14 protein-coding genes and 3 tRNA genes are annotated in these 15,352 nt (G+C 70.6%); 10 read left to right on the plus strand and 7 right to left on the minus strand.

The genetic code is table 11. The features are described 5' to 3' along the window. The first annotated feature begins 16 nt into the window (after positions 1 to 16). Positions 17 to 2,350 carry a putative bifunctional diguanylate cyclase/phosphodiesterase gene (locus FZ046_RS04380; RefSeq protein ID WP_141755435.1) on the plus strand — a complete coding sequence of 778 codons (2,334 nt, stop codon included), beginning with the start codon at positions 17 to 19 and terminating at the stop codon, positions 2,348 to 2,350. Here FZ046_RS04380 and FZ046_RS04385 read toward each other — a convergent pair. From FZ046_RS04385 to FZ046_RS04400, 4 genes are all read right to left on the minus strand, one after another. Then, a complete protein-coding gene (locus FZ046_RS04385; protein WP_070352901.1) occupies positions 2,305 to 2,694 on the minus strand; it encodes a nuclear transport factor 2 family protein in 390 nt (129 codons plus the stop codon). The two genes, FZ046_RS04380 and FZ046_RS04385, sit on opposite strands and share 46 nt — an antisense overlap. 32 nt (positions 2,695 to 2,726) lie before the next feature. Further along, complete coding sequence (locus tag FZ046_RS04390; RefSeq protein WP_125939706.1) at positions 2,727 to 4,736, minus strand: Ig-like domain-containing protein; 2,010 nt, start codon at positions 4,734 to 4,736, stop codon at positions 2,727 to 2,729. A 142-nt stretch (positions 4,737 to 4,878) separates the two neighbouring features. Continuing rightward, positions 4,879 to 4,951 (minus strand) — tRNA-Arg (locus FZ046_RS04395). Between the two features lie 37 nt (positions 4,952 to 4,988). Continuing rightward, a tRNA-Ser gene (locus tag FZ046_RS04400) sits at positions 4,989 to 5,080 on the minus strand. A gap of 93 nt (positions 5,081 to 5,173) precedes the next feature. Here FZ046_RS04400 and FZ046_RS04405 point away from each other — a divergent pair. The 8 genes from FZ046_RS04405 to FZ046_RS04440 are packed head-to-tail and all read left to right on the plus strand — an operon-like array spanning position 5,174 to position 12,397. Further along, positions 5,174 to 6,232: a pyridoxal phosphate-dependent aminotransferase gene (locus FZ046_RS04405; protein ID WP_070352898.1), complete on the plus strand. Its 1,059-nt coding sequence runs from the start codon at positions 5,174 to 5,176 to the stop codon at positions 6,230 to 6,232. Between the two features lie 2 nt (positions 6,233 to 6,234). Further along, on the plus strand, positions 6,235 to 6,717 hold the full coding sequence (locus tag FZ046_RS04410) for a DUF4334 domain-containing protein (protein WP_070352929.1): 483 nt from the start codon (positions 6,235 to 6,237) through the stop codon (positions 6,715 to 6,717). A 17-nt stretch (positions 6,718 to 6,734) separates the two neighbouring features. Continuing rightward, positions 6,735 to 7,175 (plus strand): hypothetical protein, encoded by a 441-nt coding sequence (locus FZ046_RS04415; protein WP_125939705.1) that lies wholly within the window; start codon positions 6,735 to 6,737, stop codon positions 7,173 to 7,175. 55 nt (positions 7,176 to 7,230) lie between these two features. Beyond that, a complete protein-coding gene (locus FZ046_RS04420) occupies positions 7,231 to 8,055 on the plus strand; it encodes a crotonase/enoyl-CoA hydratase family protein (RefSeq protein WP_070352896.1) in 825 nt (274 codons plus the stop codon). Between the two features lie 47 nt (positions 8,056 to 8,102). Further along, on the plus strand, positions 8,103 to 9,227 hold the full coding sequence (locus FZ046_RS04425) for an LLM class flavin-dependent oxidoreductase (RefSeq protein ID WP_070352895.1): 1,125 nt from the start codon (positions 8,103 to 8,105) through the stop codon (positions 9,225 to 9,227). Then, the gene (locus FZ046_RS04430) at positions 9,224 to 10,393 is read left to right on the plus strand and encodes a sulfotransferase family protein (protein ID WP_070352894.1); all 1,170 of its coding nucleotides are present in this window, start codon (positions 9,224 to 9,226) and stop codon (positions 10,391 to 10,393) included. Before FZ046_RS04425 ends, FZ046_RS04430 begins: the two co-directional genes overlap by 4 nt. A gap of 25 nt (positions 10,394 to 10,418) precedes the next feature. Then, positions 10,419 to 11,198 carry a sugar phosphate isomerase/epimerase family protein gene (locus FZ046_RS04435; protein WP_070352928.1) on the plus strand — a complete coding sequence of 260 codons (780 nt, stop codon included), beginning with the start codon at positions 10,419 to 10,421 and terminating at the stop codon, positions 11,196 to 11,198. After that, entirely contained in the window at positions 11,195 to 12,397 is a 1,203-nt protein-coding gene (locus FZ046_RS04440; RefSeq protein ID WP_070352893.1) for a hypothetical protein, read from the plus strand. Before FZ046_RS04435 ends, FZ046_RS04440 begins: the two co-directional genes overlap by 4 nt. Position 12,398: 1 nt before the next feature. Here FZ046_RS04440 and FZ046_RS04445 read toward each other — a convergent pair. Beyond that, positions 12,399 to 12,488: transfer RNA gene (locus FZ046_RS04445), tRNA-Ser, on the minus strand. A gap of 19 nt (positions 12,489 to 12,507) precedes the next feature. Continuing rightward, positions 12,508 to 13,020: a MarR family winged helix-turn-helix transcriptional regulator gene (locus FZ046_RS04450; protein WP_070352892.1), complete on the minus strand. Its 513-nt coding sequence runs from the start codon at positions 13,018 to 13,020 to the stop codon at positions 12,508 to 12,510. A 46-nt stretch (positions 13,021 to 13,066) separates the two neighbouring features. Between FZ046_RS04450 and FZ046_RS04455 the strand changes: the two genes are divergently transcribed. Continuing rightward, a complete protein-coding gene (locus FZ046_RS04455; RefSeq protein WP_070352891.1) occupies positions 13,067 to 14,041 on the plus strand; it encodes an NAD(P)H-quinone oxidoreductase in 975 nt (324 codons plus the stop codon). 18 nt (positions 14,042 to 14,059) lie between these two features. Here the strand turns inward: FZ046_RS04455 and FZ046_RS04460 are convergent, their stop codons facing one another. Then, positions 14,060 to 15,256 (minus strand): cysteine desulfurase-like protein, encoded by a 1,197-nt coding sequence (locus tag FZ046_RS04460; RefSeq protein ID WP_070352890.1) that lies wholly within the window; start codon positions 15,254 to 15,256, stop codon positions 14,060 to 14,062. Between the last annotated feature and the right edge of the window lie 96 nt (positions 15,257 to 15,352).

The following is a 15,352-nucleotide window of genomic DNA, read 5'->3' on the forward strand; positions in this document are numbered from 1 at the left end:
GTTTGACGTGCTCACAATGAAGGTCAGGCTGCTCATAGGTGCAGCTGCGCTCGCGCTGGTGGCGTTTGCCACGGTACTCGCCGCCGGGCGGGGCGGTCCGGACGTGGTCCGTGTCGTCGGCGATCTCGGGTCACCACTGTTCAGTGCCTTCGCGTGTGCCTCGGCGGCGTGGGCGGCCCACCGAACCCGCGGACGCCGTCGCCGCGCCTGGTCGCTCCTGGCGGTCGGGCTGGCCGGCTGGGTCGTCGGTGACCTGATCTGGGCGTACTACTCACTGGCCAAGGACTCAGCACCGGTGGCGCCGTCGTTCGCCGACGCCGCATACCTGATCCTTCCGGTCACGGTGCTGGCCGCACTGCTCGTCACCGCGTCCGCGCGCCGCCTCACCGGTCTGCGGCCCGTGCTGGACGGCGTCATCATCACCTCGGCGATCTTCCTCGTCTCGTGGGTTCTCGTCCTGCGCGACGTCTTCGCCAGCAGTCGGCAAGATCTCGCGACGCTCGTCGTGGCGCTGGCGTACCCGATCTCCGACGTGCTGGTCGTGTCGATCTGCGCACTGGTGCTCACCACGGCGCTGCCGAGCCAGCGTCCCGTCCTCGGTTTCGTGACCGCCGGCCTCACCACGATGGCGGTCACCGACAGCGCGCTCGTGCAGTACAGCGCAACGGGCAAGACCGCGGACGACGTCCTGGTGATCGGCTGGGCTCTGGGGCTGGTCCTGCTGAGCGTCGGGGCGCTGCTCGGCGCGTACACCCCGCGCTACGAGACCGTTCCGCACGAGGAGCCGTCGCGGCTGGCCTCCTGGCTTCCCTTCGTCCCGCTCTCGATCGCCGTCGTTGCCGGGCTGACCGACCTCTGGTCCTCGTCGGCCGCGCGACCCATCCTCATCTCGGGTGGGATCCTGGTGATCGCGGCGATCCTGCGCCAGATGGCGTTCGTGGCGGACAATCGGCAGCTGCTGCGCACCGTCGCGGACCAGGCGCTGCGGGATCCGCTGACGGGGCTGGCCAATCGCCTGCTCTTCGCCGATCGGCTCAAGCACGCCATGCAGATGCGCGGCCGTGACGGGCGGCGGGTCGCCGTGCTGTCGCTGGACCTCGACGAGTTCAAGCTCGTCAACGACCATCTCGGCCATCCGAGCGGCGACGCCATGCTGCGCGCCGTCGCGGAACGGCTCATCAGCGTCGTCCCCACCGGCGACACCATCGCACGGTTCGGCGGCGACGAGTTCGCCGTGCTCATGGAGGACGGGCCCGAGCCGCCGGACGACATCGCCCAGCGCGTCGTGGAGGTCTTCGACAAGCCGTTCTTCCTCGACGGCGAGGAGATCTACATGCATCCCAGCGTGGGACTCGCCGTGACGCCGCCGCTCGACGGCGCGGACCTCACCGCCGACGAACTGCTCCGCCGCGCGGACGTCGCGATGTACGCGGCCAAGCGCACCGGCGTCGGCGGCGTGCAGACCTTCACCGCGGACATGCGCCACGTCGACCGTGCCGAGCTGCGCACCAACTGGCAATCCGCCGGGAAGCGACGGAAGCAGCCCGTCGCCGGCATCCAGCTCCTCGGTCAGCTGCGCCGGGCCATCGATGACGACGAGCTGGACCTGGTGTACCAGCCGAAGATCAGCCTCTCGACGGGGTCGACCGTCGGCGTGGAGGCACTGGTGCGCTGGCCGCATCCCGAGCACGGCGTGCTGACGCCCAACCAGTTCCTGCCGCTGGTGCGCAAGAACGGGCTGATGGGCGCCGTGACCGACGTCGTGCTGAAGCGCGCCGTCCGCGACGCCGCCACCTGGTTCGCGGCCCCCAGCTGCGACGTGCCGGTGGCCATCAACCTCTTCGCGCCCTCGCTGAACGATCTCGATCTGCCCGACCACATCGCCGCCGCCCTCGCCGCGGCGGAACTCCCGGCGGCCGCGCTTTCGGTCGAGATCACCGAGCACCTGCTCCTGGCCAATATCCGGCGCGCCGGCAACGTCATCAAGCGGTTGCGCGACAACGGCATTCGCATCGCCATCGACGACTTCGGGAGCGGCTACGCCACGATGAGCTACCTACGGGAACTGCCCATCGACGAACTCAAACTCGACCGGCAGTTCATCGCGCCGGTCCTGCACAGCGACCGCGCGGCAGCGATCGTCCGGTCCGTGATCGACCTGGCGCACGCGCTGGGCGTGGCGTGCGTCGCCGAAGGCGTCGAGGACCGCGCCACCGCCGACCGGCTGCGCGACTACGGCTGCGACGTCGCGCAGGGTCACTACTTCGCCAAGCCCATGCACGCGACGGCGCTGCGGGAGCAGTGTCAGCTGGGGGCCAGCAGCTCGGCCATCTTTCCCATCACCAGCTGAAGGCCCTTGAACGGGCGGAGCATGACCTTGAACTCGATGATTTCGTCGTCGTCGTTCCACTGGATCATGTCGACGCCGTTGACGTACGTGCCGTCGACGGTCGCCGCGAACTCGAGCACCGCCGACCGCTCCCCGATCCACTGTTTCTCGTAGTGGAAGTCGGTGTCGCCGAACAGCTTCGCGGCCGCCCTCAGGTACATGGCGGTCTTCTCCCGGCCCTTCTGCGGCGAGAAGATCGCGGGCGAGTAGAACACCGCGTCCTCGGCGAGCAGGTCGATGAGAACGTCGGGGTCGTGACCGCCGTCGATGAAGGCGTGCCAGCGGTCGATCACGGAGGAGGTCATGCACACATCCTCGCAACCGCGAGGCGCGCCGCCTAGGGCCGCCTGCGCATCCGGCGCACGAACAGGAAGCCGAACGCCGCGGCGGCGATGCTGACGGGCTGGTTCACCACCGTGTAGCCGAGGTCGCGCAGGATGCCCAGCTCCACCGGGCTGAGGACGCGCACGCCCAGGCCCGTGTCGGTCTGGGCGTTCATCAGCTTCTGCTGATCACCGGTGAAGGTGGCGTCGTCGATGTGGTGCATCGAGCTGCCGGACTCCCACGGGTTCGGCGTGTAGATCGGCACCAGCGCTCCGCCGTAGCCCGCCACCGCCCCCAGTCCGCCCAGGAACAGGCCGCCGTTGCCGCCCGTCACGTTGGCATCGAACGCCGTGTCGAACGAGTAGTCCCCACGGATGACCCGGGTGCCGTTCTGGTCGACGACGAAGCCGTCGTAGATCGTCCAGGTGCGGCCGGTGTTCTCGCCCGCCTGGCCGATGTAGGACAGGAACCCGAACGAGTGGAGCAGCTCGTGCATCACCGTCGAGGTGAAGTCGTAGGCGCCGGCAGGCACCGTGTCGCCGAGTGCCCAGGTGTAATTCGCCCAGTTCCAATTGATCTGGCCGTCGGCGGCGCCGGCGTTGGAATCGATGCCGCTGAGCAACTTGTTCTGCACGATCGTCCGGAAGAAGCCGGCCGCGTCGCTGATCAGGTCGCTGCCCGCACTGGCGAGGCTGGTGGGGCTGGCGCTCGAGGTGACGTCGTAGTCCAGCGTCACCGGCGTCGTCACCACGAAGTGGTTGGCGAGATCGTGTGCCACCACCAGCAGCCGCTCGCGTGCCTCGGGTGTCCACGCCTCGTCGCCGACGGCGTAGTGGAACGCGAAGGTGATCGCGCCCTGATTCATCAGGACCGCGGCGTCGGTCGCGCGCCGGAACGGGTCGAAGAGGTTCAGGTGCAGGCCGGTGTCCTGCGCGGCGATCGCGAAGCTGTCGACCCCCGCGAAACCCGCTCCCGGCGTGTAGACGTAGCTGCCGTCATCGGCGAGCGCGACGGTGCCGAACTTCGGCCCCGTCACCAGTCGGTAGACGATCGCGTCGCCCTCGGGGTCGGTCGCATCGACCCGGCCGCTGACCGGGTCGCCGGACTGACCGGTGAGTTGCACCGCCGCCACCGACGGCGCCAGGTTGAGGAACGAGCGGCGCACGGCCCAGAACGCGCCCTCGACGTGCCACTTCAGTTCCGGCGGCAACGGCAGCGCCGAGACGAGTGCGTGGACGAATTGGGTGAGGCCCGTGACGGAGTCGGTCACGAACTGCTGCGGACCGTTGACCGCACTGACGGTCTGGGTGACCCACGGGCTCGTCGACGTCGCCGAGGGTGCGGCGGCGGGGGCGACCGGCGTCGCGGCGGGGGCGACGAACGCGGCCGGGATGGCGGCGGGGCTCGTATCGGCGGGCGACGAGTCCGGCGACGGGGCCGGCGACGATGACGCGGCCGTCACGGTGCGGCCCACGGGCTGGGCCGACGCGGACTGCTCGTTCGCGATCGTCGTGGCGGCGGAGTCCTTGGGCTTCTCGGTGGCCTTCTCGGAGGCCTCGTCGTCGGCGGCCTTCTCGTCGGCGGCCTTCTCGGTGGCCGTGCCGGTGTTGGTCTGCGCGCTGACGGTGGTGCGCGGCGCGTCGGGGTTCGTGGACGCCGACCCGCCGGCCGTCGAACCGCCGCTGCTCGCCGACTCGCCCGCAGGCGTCGCGGCATCGGTACCCGAGTTCGTGGCCGTGGAGCCCGACGACTCGCCGGACGACGACTGGTTCGACGAACTCGCCGACGATGAAGAGCCCGACGACGAAGAGCCCGACGACGAAGACCCCGACGACGAACTCTCCGACGACGACGAACCCGACGATGACCCCGCGTCGTCGGCGAGGGCGACCGCCGGCGCGACGGCCGACAGCCCGAGCAGTGCCGCGCCGACGCCCGCCGATGCGGCGCCCGCGGCGATCCAGCGGCGGACGGCGAAGTCCTCTGCGCGACGGTGCCGTCCGCGAGTCGTGGTTCCAGCCATGCTTACCCCCTCGTCAATATTTCGGGGGTCACGTTATACCGAGCGGGCCGTGCCGTGCGCGAAATGACGTACGCGAGTGGTCACGCGTCGCGGCAGAAGATGTGGCAGTGGTTCTCCCGCGAGAGATGCGGGGAACGTCGAGTGCGCCCGAAGGGATTCGAACCCCTAACCTTCTGATCCGTAGTCAGATGCTCTATCCGTTGAGCTACGGGCGCCGTGCTATTCACTTGTTCACTCTGGCGGGTGCCAGTGTGGCGGAGGCGAGAGGATTTGAACCTCCGGTCCCCTGTAAGGGGGACAACTCATTAGCAGTGAGTCCCATTCGGCCGCTCTGGCACGCCTCCCGAACGATCCGAGGGGCAAGCGTACACAGGCCGCCCGAGAGAAGGCAAAAGCCGGGAGGCGGGGCTGAATCGGGCGGACCCTAGACTGGCCCGGTGACCGCCCGTCTCCGTCCCGAGTTGGCCGACATCCCCGCCTACACTCCGGGCCGCACCGTGCCGGGCGCTATCAAGATCGCGAGCAACGAGACCGTGAACGGTCCGCTGCCCAGCGTGCGTGCCGCGATCGCCGCCGCGACCGACACCATCAACCGCTATCCCGACAACGGCTACGTCGAACTGCGCGAGTGCCTCGCCAAGTCCCTGGACGGCGGCCGCTTCGCTCCCGAACAGATCGCCGTCGGGTGCGGCTCGGTGAGCCTGTGCCAGCAGCTCATCCAAATCACGTCGTCCGTCGGTGACGAGGTGCTCTTCGGCTGGCGCAGCTTCGAGATCTACCCGCTGCAGGTCCGCACCGCGGGGGCGACGCCGGTTCAGGTACCGCTGCGCGACCACGTCTTCGACCTCGACGCCATGCTCGCGGCGATCACCGACCGCACTCGCCTGATCTTCGTCTGCAATCCGAACAACCCGACGTCGACCGTCGTCGACCCCGACGCGCTGGCGCGTTTCGTCGCCGCGGTGCCGCCGCACGTCCTCGTCGTCCTCGACGAGGCATACGTCGAATACATCCGCGACGGCATGGCCCCGGACAGCTTCGGCCTGGTGCGCGAGCACGCGAACGTCGTCGTGCTGCGCACGTTCTCGAAGGCCTACGGACTGGCCGGCCTCCGCGTCGGCTATGCCGTCGCCGACCCCGAGATCATCACCGCGCTCGGCAAGGTGTATGTCCCGTTCACCGCGACCAGCGTCTCGCAGGCGGCGGCCATCGCGTCGATCGAGGCCTCCGACGAGTTGCTCGCCCGCACCGACCAGGTCGTCGCCGAGCGCGCCCGCGTCACCACCGCGCTGCGCGAGGTCGGCTTCATCGTGCCACCGTCGCAGGCCAACTTCGTCTGGCTGCCGCTCGCCGAGCGCACCGAGAACTTCGTCAACGCCGCCGCGGACGACCGGCTGCTGGTCCGCCCCTACGGTCAGGACGGCGTGCGGGTGACCGTGGCCGCGGTGCACGAGAACGACGCCTTCCTCCGCTTCGCCACCCGATGGATTGGATGACCATGGATTCGACGACCACGGCCCGCGCCGCCTTCGACGACCTCGTCGCGCGCACCGACCCGCTCACCGACGCCGAACTCGACGCCTTCTGGGCGACGCTGCAGCCGACGACGGTCGACTTCATGATCGGCGAGTGGAAGGGCGGCGAGTTCCAGACCGGCCACCGCGCCAACGGATTCATGAACCGGCTCAACTGGTTCGGCAAGACCTTCGTCTCGCCGTCGGACGCCAAGCCGCTCGTCTGCCTCGACGCCGACGGCAACCGGTTCTCCAACACCGAGGCCATGAACGGCGAGGCCAGCCTGTGGGCCGAGGAGTTCCGCGGCGAGGTGGTCGCGACGATGGTGTACGACGGCAAGCCCGTGCACGACCACTTCAAGAAGGTCGACGAGAACACCGTCATCGGCATCATGAACGGCAAGGGCGCGCTCGACACCTCCTCGGGCACGCCGCGCTTCCTGTACTTCTACCTCCAACGGGTCTAGCGCCTACTGTGGCGGTCATGGACAAGCGTGTCGCGGTGGCGGCGGCGATGCTGGCCGTCGGCGTGACGGCCGGGTGCAGCCAGACCGTCACCGGGACCGTCGCGATGACCACCGAACCGGGGTTCTCCGCGCCCGACTCGACGCGGTCACCCCGGACGTCGTCACCGCGGACCACGTCGCCGCGGACGCCGCGCACCTCGCCCGGAACCCCGCCGTCGGGGGACGCCGCCACGCTGACGTGCGAGCAGTACCAGGCCCTGACCCCGGAGGAGCAGTCCGCCGCGGTCCAGGAGATCCTCGCCGGCCAGTTCGGCGATCTGACCGACCTCGGCGAGCTGGGACCGATCCTCGGCGGCGAGGGTGCCGACGGCATGCGCCTGGTCGCCGACGCGCTGTGCCAGATGGTGCCGCCCGACGTGGTGCTCAGCGAGGTGCTCCTGGGCGGCTCGCCGCCGTAGCGCATGGGCGGCTCGCCGCCGTAGCCCCAAGGTCGGCCCGCTAGCCTCTCCTCCCATGGGCGACACGTACGAATCCCTCACCGTCGACGTCGACGGCCAGGTCGCGCAGGTGACGCTGACCGGCCCCGGCAAGGGCAATGCGATGGGCCCGGCCTTCTGGGCCGAGCTGCCGGTCGCGTTCGCCGCGCTCGACGCCGACCCGGCCGTCCGCGCGATCGTGCTGACCGGCTCCGGACGCAACTTCAGCTACGGCCTGGACCTCGCGGCGATGGGCGACACCCTCGGCCCGATGATGGCCGACGGCGCACTGGCCAAGCCGCGCGCCGACTTCCATGCCCGGCTCAAGACCATGCAGCAGTCGATCACCGCGGTCGCCGACTGCCGCACGCCGGTGATCGCCGCCATCGCAGGCTGGTGCATCGGCGGCGGGGTCGACCTGATCTCCGCGGTCGACATCCGGTACGCCAGCGCCGACGCGAAGTTCTCGGTGCGCGAGGTCAAGCTCGCCATCGTCGCCGACGTCGGCTCCCTGGCGCGGCTGCCACTGATCCTGTCCGACGGGCATCTGCGCGAACTGGCCCTGACGGGCAAGGACATCGACGCCACGCGCGCCGAGAAGATCGGTCTGGTCAACGACGTCTTCGCCGACGCCGAGGCGACGCTGGCCGCCGCGCACGACACCGCACGCGAGATCGCCGCCAACCCTCCGCTCGTCGTGCAGGGTGTGAAGGACGTCCTCGACGAGCAGCGCACCGCCGCCGTTGCGGCGAGCCTGCGGTACGTCGCGGCGTGGAACTCCGCGTTCCTGCCGAGCAAGGACCTCACCGAGGGCATCACCGCGATGTTCGCCAAGCGGCCGCCGGAGTTCACCGGCGAGTAGCCGCCATTCCCGGGACGCCGTGCTGTGCACATGCTTAGCATCACGGCGTGACGGTTCAGCCCGCGGCATTCCTGCGCACCACGCTGCCGCTGGACCTCGACGTCCTGGCCCGCCTCGACGACGGCCGCTACCACTCGGTGTGGCTGCCCGACCACATGGTGAGCTTCTGGCCCGACTCGATCTGGACGCCGGAGTTCACCGACCTCGCGACTGCGTCGCCATCGCCGCACCGCCATCTCGACGGGATGGCCGTCGCGGCGGCCGCCGCCGCGCTCACCCACACCGTGCCGCTCGCCACCAGCGTCGTGGACACCGTGCGCCGCCACCCGGCGATGCTCGCGCAGTCCGCACTGACCATCGACCACCTCGCCCGTGGCCGCTTCATCCTCGGACTCGGCAGCGGCGAGACCGAGAACGTGGTGCCCTACGGCTTCGACTTCACCTCACCCGTCAGCCGTTTCGAGGAGGCGCTGCACGTGATCCGGCTGCTGTGGCGCTCCGACGGGCCGGTCGACTTCGCCGGCCGCTTCTACCGGCTCGACGGTGCCCGGCTGGACACCGAACCCTACGGCGGGTCTCCCCCGCCAATCTGGATCGGCGCCAGCGGGCCCCGGATGCTCGAGATCACCGGACGCCACGCCGACGGCTGGTGGCCCGCCGGTGCGTGGACGCCCGAGCACTACGCCGACATGCTCGCCGTGGTGCGCACGTCGGCCGAACGGGCCGGGCGCGACCCGCTGGCGATCACGCCGTGCTTCATCCAGGTGTGCCTGCTGGCCCCCGACGACGACGCACTCGCCGAGGTGGTCGCCGCCCCACTGGTCAAGGCGTTCCTGCTGCAGGTCTCGGCGAAGACGCTGGCAGACTTCGGCTTCGACCATCCCCTGGGCGACCGGTGGCGCGGCTTCCAGGACATCGACCCCGCCGTGCTGACCCGCGAGCGCATCGTCGACTTCCTCGACCGCACCGACCCGGAGGCCGTGCTGGCCGTCGTGCCGCACGGCACGCCCCGGCAGGTGGCGCGGCGCATCAAGGAATTCGTCGACGCGGGGCTTCGGGTGCCGAAGATCCTCGACTACGGCGCCATGGCGGGCCTGCGCCACGCCGCAGCGTCGGCGGACCTGGTCCGCGAGACCGAAGACGAACTGCTGCGCCTCTGCGAGGCCCCGTGAGCACGCCGCTGGACGCCGCCGCCCTGCTGGCCGCCGCGCGCGCCGCCACGGGACTCGACGACTTCGGCGATCCCACTCTGTCGCAGCGGTTCTCGGTGGCCGTGGACCACTTGAGCGCACTGGGCATGGACGACGACGGGCAGGCGCGAGCCGCCGAGGTGTGCCTGGGCCTGCTCACCTCGCGGCTCGAGTTCTTCGCCGACCGGCAGCGGTACGGCACGGCCGACGAGGTGATCGACCGCCCGATGTTCGCCACCGGGGAGCCCCGCTCGGGCACCACGCTGATGCACGCGCTGATGTCGGTGGACCCGGAGTCGCGCGCACTGCGGTTCTGGGAGGTAATGTACCCGTCGCCGCCGCCCGGTGCGGCCGAGCCCGACGACCCGCGCCGCGCCCGCGCCGACGCCGACTGGCGGGAGATCAACGCCAAACTGCCGAAGTGGCTGCACAGCCACCCGTACAACGACATGCTCGGTGACGGCCTGCCCGAGGACGAACGCACCTGGGCCTTCGACTTCCGCGTCATGACCCCGACGGCGTGGTGGCGCGTCCCGATGCCCACCGTGGTCGGCGGGCTGCCCACCGACGCGGCCGCGCAGTACGCCATCCACCGGGCGATGCTGCAGCAGCTCCAGTACGGCCGACCGCCGAAGCGCTGGGTGCTCAAGGGATTCCACGGCTTCCGGCTCGCGGAATTCTTCGACGCCTACCCCGATGCCACGCTCGTCTGGCTGCACCGCGACCCCGTCCAGGTGGCCGCGTCGCGCACCATGATGATGGCCGACATCCTCGACGGCATCGTCGGCCCGGTCGACCTGCGGGCCGAGGCCCGCAACCACCTGGCGATGACTCGCGCCGGCGTGACCAACACCATGACCAACCCGATGGTCGACGACCCGCGAATCCTGCACGTGCGGTACGTCGACTTCGTCGCCGACCCGGTCGGCACGGTGGCCCGCTTCTACGACTTCAGCGGTCGCACGCTGACCGACGACGCTGCCGCCGCCATGCGCACCTACCTCGCCGAGAACCCCGGCGACCGGCACGGCAAGTTCCGTTACTCGACGTCCGTGCTGACCGACATCGGCGAGGACCTCGACGCCCTGCACGCCGAGTTCCGACCCTTCCGGGAACGCTTCGGCGTCCCGATCGAGAACCGTGGCTGACCGCCTCGCGGTGCACGCCGTCGGCATGCTCGGCGCCCCGCTGTCCGACTACGACGCGGCGTGGCAGGACCTCGGACTGACCCGGCTGAGCCTGATCGACGCACAGCTCGAGGATCCCGCACTGGGTCCGCTGGTGGCACGGCGCGGCTACGTCGTCGACACCGTCTACCACCTCTTCGGCGGCGGATCGCTGCCGCGCACGCCACGGGCAGCGGCTGCGGCCCGCGCCGCGCTGAACGACGTCGTCGACGCCGCCGCGCTGCTCGGCGCGCGATGCGTGTACATGCTGACCGGCGGCCGCGGGAACATGACCTGGGAGCAGGCCGCCGAGGCGTTCGCCGCTGCCGTCGCACCCTGCCGGGAGCGAGCCGCCGATGCGGGGGTCGCGCTGGCCATCGAGAACGCCTCGGCGCTCTACGCCGACCTGCACATCGCCCACACGCTGCGCGACACCGCCACGCTCGCCGACCTCGCGGGACTCGACGTCTGCATCGACCTGTTCCACTGCTGGGCCGAGGCCGGCGTCACCGATCTGATCGAGAACCTGCTGCCGCGAACGCAATCCGTCCAGCTGAGCGATTACGTCCTCGGCGACCGCGCGCTGCCCGCGCGAGCGGTCCCGGGGGACGGGGCGATCCCCATCGAACCGCTCGTCGCCACCGTGTTGGCGGGCGGCTACCGGCACGGCTTCGACCTCGAACTCATCGGCCCGCGCATCGACGCCGAGGGCACACTGCCCGCGGCGCGGCGTGCCCGCGACGCCGTCGCGGCGATGCTCGAGCGCGCCGGCGAGGACGGCCGGTGACGTTCGGCGACGGCGCCGACGACGCCGCACTGCGCGACGCGTGGGGCGATTTCTGCGATCGGCTCAAGGCCGCGGGCGACGCCGCCTTCAAGGACGCCAACCCCGACTCGCAGCGCGCGGACGCCTTCCGCTTCCTCACCCAGAACTTGGGCCAGGCCTTCGATCTCGCCCTGGAGACCCGCGACACCCGGTATCCGATGATCCACCCGTTCTGCGGGCCGACCCGCAAGCTCGGCGGCGACTGCGCCGACTTCACCTACCACCAGGCGTGGATCGACGGCTCGTCCACCTACCGCATCACCGGCACGCGCGGCACCGCCCCCTTCCTCAACGTCACCGTGCAGGGCGCGCGGCCCGACGGCCCCGGCGTGCTGCACGAACCCTTCGGCGACGTCCCCGAGGCCAACCTGTTCGGCCACCAGCTCTCGACGTCCCCCGACGGCACCGTCGAGCTGTTCGTCGGTGGGCCGCCGCGCGCGACGGACTGGCTGCCCACCACACCGGAAAGCCGAAAGCTGTTCATTCGTCAGGGTTTCGACCGCTGGGACGAGACGCCGGCCCGGCTGTCGATCGAGCGGGTCGACATGGCCGCGCCGCGCCCGCTGCCGGACCCCGACGCGCTGATCGACGCGATGGCATGGGCCGGCGACTTCGTCACCGGTCTGATGACGGACTGGCCGGAGTTCCCCTTCACCCACGGCGGCGTCGACGCCGAGCATCCGAACGCCTTCCCCGCGCTGACCGACGCCGCGGGTGACGCCCGGCGCGGCCGTGCCGCGGTGAACATGCACTGGGTGCTGCGCCCCGACGAGGCGCTCGTCGTGGAGTTCGACGCACACGACGGGCTGTGGAACCTGACGAACATGGGTGCGTTCTTCACCAGCATGGATTACCTGTACCGGCCGGTGAGCTACACGCCGAGCCGGACCGCCGTCGACGGCGACGGCCGGGTGCGGATGGTGCTTGCCCACACCGACCCCGGCGTCGCCAACTGGCTGGACACCCAGGGCTTAGAGCGCGGCAACCTCACCTATCGGCACATGCTGGCGGGTCACCCGGTGCCGCTGACGACCCGGCTGGTGCGGCACGCCGAGCTGGACGCGGCACTGCCCGCCCACACCGCGCGCGTGACACCGGCCGAGCGCACGGCACGAATGTGGGAGCGCTACAACGGTATTCGCCAGCGGTACGGAATCTGACTGGCGGTGGCGGAGGGATTTGAACCCCCGGACGGTGTTAGCCGTCTCTCGCTTTCAAGGCGAGTGCATTAGGCCGCTCTGCCACGCCACCGTCGACCAGCCTAGGGCGTCTAGACCCGGCCGAGCCTCGCGGGTGCGCCGTCGGCGCGCAGGCCCTCGCCGATCCGGCGGCAGTTCTCCCCCATGGCCGCGATCTGGGTGCGCGACAGCTTGGCGAGGAAGTGGGCCCGCACCCCGTCGCCGTAGGTCGCCAACGCCTCCTGCAGCCGGGCGCGGCCCTGCGGCGTGATGGTCGCCAGCACGCCGCGTCCATCGTCCGGACTCAAACAGCGCCGCACCAGCTCCTGAGACTCGAGCCGGTGGATCTGCCGCGTCACCCTGCTCGGCAACGACATCAGCTCGTCGGCCAGGTCCCCCATCCTGGCGCACCCCTGGTCGGACTTGTCCAGGATGTCGAGCAGTCGGACGTCGTTGAGCGTCAGGTGGTGCGTCTCCACCAGGGATTTGTTGAGCGTCGCGTACAGCCGCAGCGCGGCGTCGAGAAAGTTTTGCCACGATCGTTGTTCGGCGATGTCGAGCCCGGGCGTGGCACTCGCGGTTCGCCCTGCAATCATCCCCTCCATGGCGCCATATTAGGCCCGTGAGCTGCACGGAGTAGCGTTATGGACCATGCGTGCCATCGTCGTCGAATCCCCGTCTGACCTGCGCTGGCAGGACGTCGGAGATGTCGCAGCTCAGTCCGGCCAGGTGGTGATCGAGGTCGTCGCCGCCGGCGTGAACCGCGCCGATCTGCTGCAGGCCGCAGGCAACTATCCGCCCCCGAAGGGGGCCAGCGAGGTGCTGGGCCTGGAGGTCTCCGGGCGCATCGCCGAGGTGGGCCCGGACGTTGCCGGCTGGACGGTGGGCCAACCGGTGTGCGCGTTGCTGGCCGGCGGCGGGTACGCCGAGCGGGTGGCGGTGCCCGCCGCGCAGGTGATGCCGGTGCCCGACGGCGTCGAGCTGCACCAGGCCGCGGCGCTGCCCGAGGTGGCCTGCACGGTGTGGTCCAACCTCGTGATGACCGCCGGTCTGCGCGAGGGGCACCTACTGCTGGTGCACGGCGGCGCCAGCGGGATCGGCACGCATGCCGTGCAGGTCGCGCACGCACTCGGCTGCCGCGTGGCGGTCACCGCCGGATCGGCCGAGAAGCTCGCGCTGTGCCGCGATCTCGGCGCCGACCTCACCATCAACTACCGCGACGAGGACTTCGTGGCGCGGATCGCCGAGGCCGGCGGCGCCGACGTCGTCCTCGACATCATGGGAGCGTCCTACCTCGACCGCAACGTCGACGCGCTCGCACCCGACGGCCGCCTGGTGATCATCGGCTTCCAGGGTGGGATCAAGGCCGAACTCAACATCGGCAAGCTGCTCGCCAAGCGCGCCGGCGTCATCGCCACGGGGCTGCGGATGCGGCCGGTCGACGGGCCGTCGGGCAAGGGCGCCATCGTCGACGAGGTGGTCGAGCGGGTGTGGCCGATGGTCGCCGACGGTCGGGTGCGTCCCATCGTCGGCGCGGACGTGCCGATCACCGACGCCGCCGAGGCGCACCGCATGCTCGACGCCGGCGAGGTCGCCGGGAAGATCCTGCTGCACATCGCCGACTGACGACCGGCTGGAGCGGCGTCAGCCGAAGGACGCCAGCGCGCGGACCAGCTGGTCCACCTCGGCCATCGTCGTGTAGTGCGCGAGACCGATGGTGACCGCGCCGCCGATGTCGTTGACGCCGATGACGTCGAGCACCCGCGAGGTCGTGTTCTCCACGGCCAGCACGCCGTTGTCGGCGAGCCGCTGGATGACGCGCTCGGCGGGGACGCCGTGCACGGCCAGGCTCAGCACCGGGATGCGGTCCTCGGGCTGGCCGATCACCATCACCAGCGGCAGCGAGCGCAGCGCCGCCAGCAGGTAGTCGAACAGCCGGTCCATGTACGCCGCCGCCGAGCGCATCGACACCGCCAGGCGCTCGCGCCGGGTACCGACCGCCGTCTCGTCCAGGTTGGCCAGGTACTCGATGCTGGCCACGACGCCGGCGAGCATGCCGTACTGGTGGGCGCCTACCTCGAGCCGTGCGGCGCCGGTGGCGAGCGGATCGAGCGCGACCGAACCGAAGCCGTTGATGAGCGCCGGGTCGCGGAACACCAGCGCGCCGATCGGCGGGCCGCCCCACGCGACGGCGTTGACGGCCACCACGTCGGCCTCGACCTCGTCGACGTCCAGCAGCCGGTAGGGCGCGGCGGCGGAGTGGTCGACGACCACCAGCCCGCTGTTCTCGTGCACCAGTTTGGTGACGGCCCGGAGATCGGTGACCGTGCCGAGCGACGACGACGCCGACGTGATGGCCACCATGCGGGTCGGCTTGGAGACCAGGCTCTCCCACTGCCAGGTGGGCAGCTCGCCGGTCTCGATGTCGACCTCGGCCCACTTCACCTTCGCGCCGTAACGGTTCGCGGCGCGCAGCCACGGCGCGATGTTGGCCTCGTCGTCGAGCCGGGTGACCACCACCTCGTACCCGAGGCCCACCCGCGACGACGCCGCGTCGGCCAGCGACGTCAGCAGGATCGCACGGTCGGCGCCGAGCACCACCCCGCGCGGGTCCCCGCCGACGAGGTCGGCGACGGCCTGGCGCGCTGCGGCGAGGACCGCGGCGCTGCGCTTGGCGGCGGGATGCGGGCCGATGTCGGTGGTCATCGAGCCGCGGAAGGCGGTCGAGACCGTCGTCGCCACCGAGTCCGGCAGCAACATTCCATAGGGCGCGTCGAAGTGCACCCATCCATCGCCCAGCGACGGGTGCAGGCCACGCACCCGGGCGACGTCGTATGCCATGCCAGCCACCTTCGAGCGATTGAGTGCCGCTACCCATGGCGATGTCGTGGACGACCCTTGACGCCCACGCCTCGCCGATCCGGGTTACCTGGGCAG

Source organism: Mycolicibacterium grossiae, assembly GCF_008329645.1.
GTDB lineage: Bacteria > Actinomycetota > Actinomycetes > Mycobacteriales > Mycobacteriaceae > Mycobacterium > Mycobacterium grossiae.

Excerpts from the sequence above, each read along its gene's own strand:
- FZ046_RS04380 (WP_141755435.1), top strand. The coding sequence starts at position 17 with ATGAAGGTCAGGCTGCTCATAGGTGCAGCTGCGCTCGCGCTGGTGGCG.
- FZ046_RS04450 (WP_070352892.1), bottom strand. The coding sequence starts at position 13,020 with ATGGAGGGGATGATTGCAGGGCGAACCGCGAGTGCCACGCCCGGGCTC.
- FZ046_RS04435 (WP_070352928.1), top strand. The coding sequence starts at position 10,419 with ATGCTCGGCGCCCCGCTGTCCGACTACGACGCGGCGTGGCAGGACCTC.
- FZ046_RS04460 (WP_070352890.1), bottom strand. The coding sequence starts at position 15,256 with ATGGCATACGACGTCGCCCGGGTGCGTGGCCTGCACCCGTCGCTGGGC.
- FZ046_RS04390 (WP_125939706.1), bottom strand. The coding sequence starts at position 4,736 with ATGGCTGGAACCACGACTCGCGGACGGCACCGTCGCGCAGAGGACTTC.
- FZ046_RS04410 (WP_070352929.1), top strand. The coding sequence starts at position 6,235 with ATGGATTCGACGACCACGGCCCGCGCCGCCTTCGACGACCTCGTCGCG.
- FZ046_RS04420 (WP_070352896.1), top strand. The coding sequence starts at position 7,231 with ATGGGCGACACGTACGAATCCCTCACCGTCGACGTCGACGGCCAGGTC.
- FZ046_RS04415 (WP_125939705.1), top strand. The coding sequence starts at position 6,735 with ATGGACAAGCGTGTCGCGGTGGCGGCGGCGATGCTGGCCGTCGGCGTG.
- FZ046_RS04455 (WP_070352891.1), top strand. The coding sequence starts at position 13,067 with ATGCGTGCCATCGTCGTCGAATCCCCGTCTGACCTGCGCTGGCAGGAC.
- FZ046_RS04385 (WP_070352901.1), bottom strand. The coding sequence starts at position 2,694 with ATGACCTCCTCCGTGATCGACCGCTGGCACGCCTTCATCGACGGCGGT.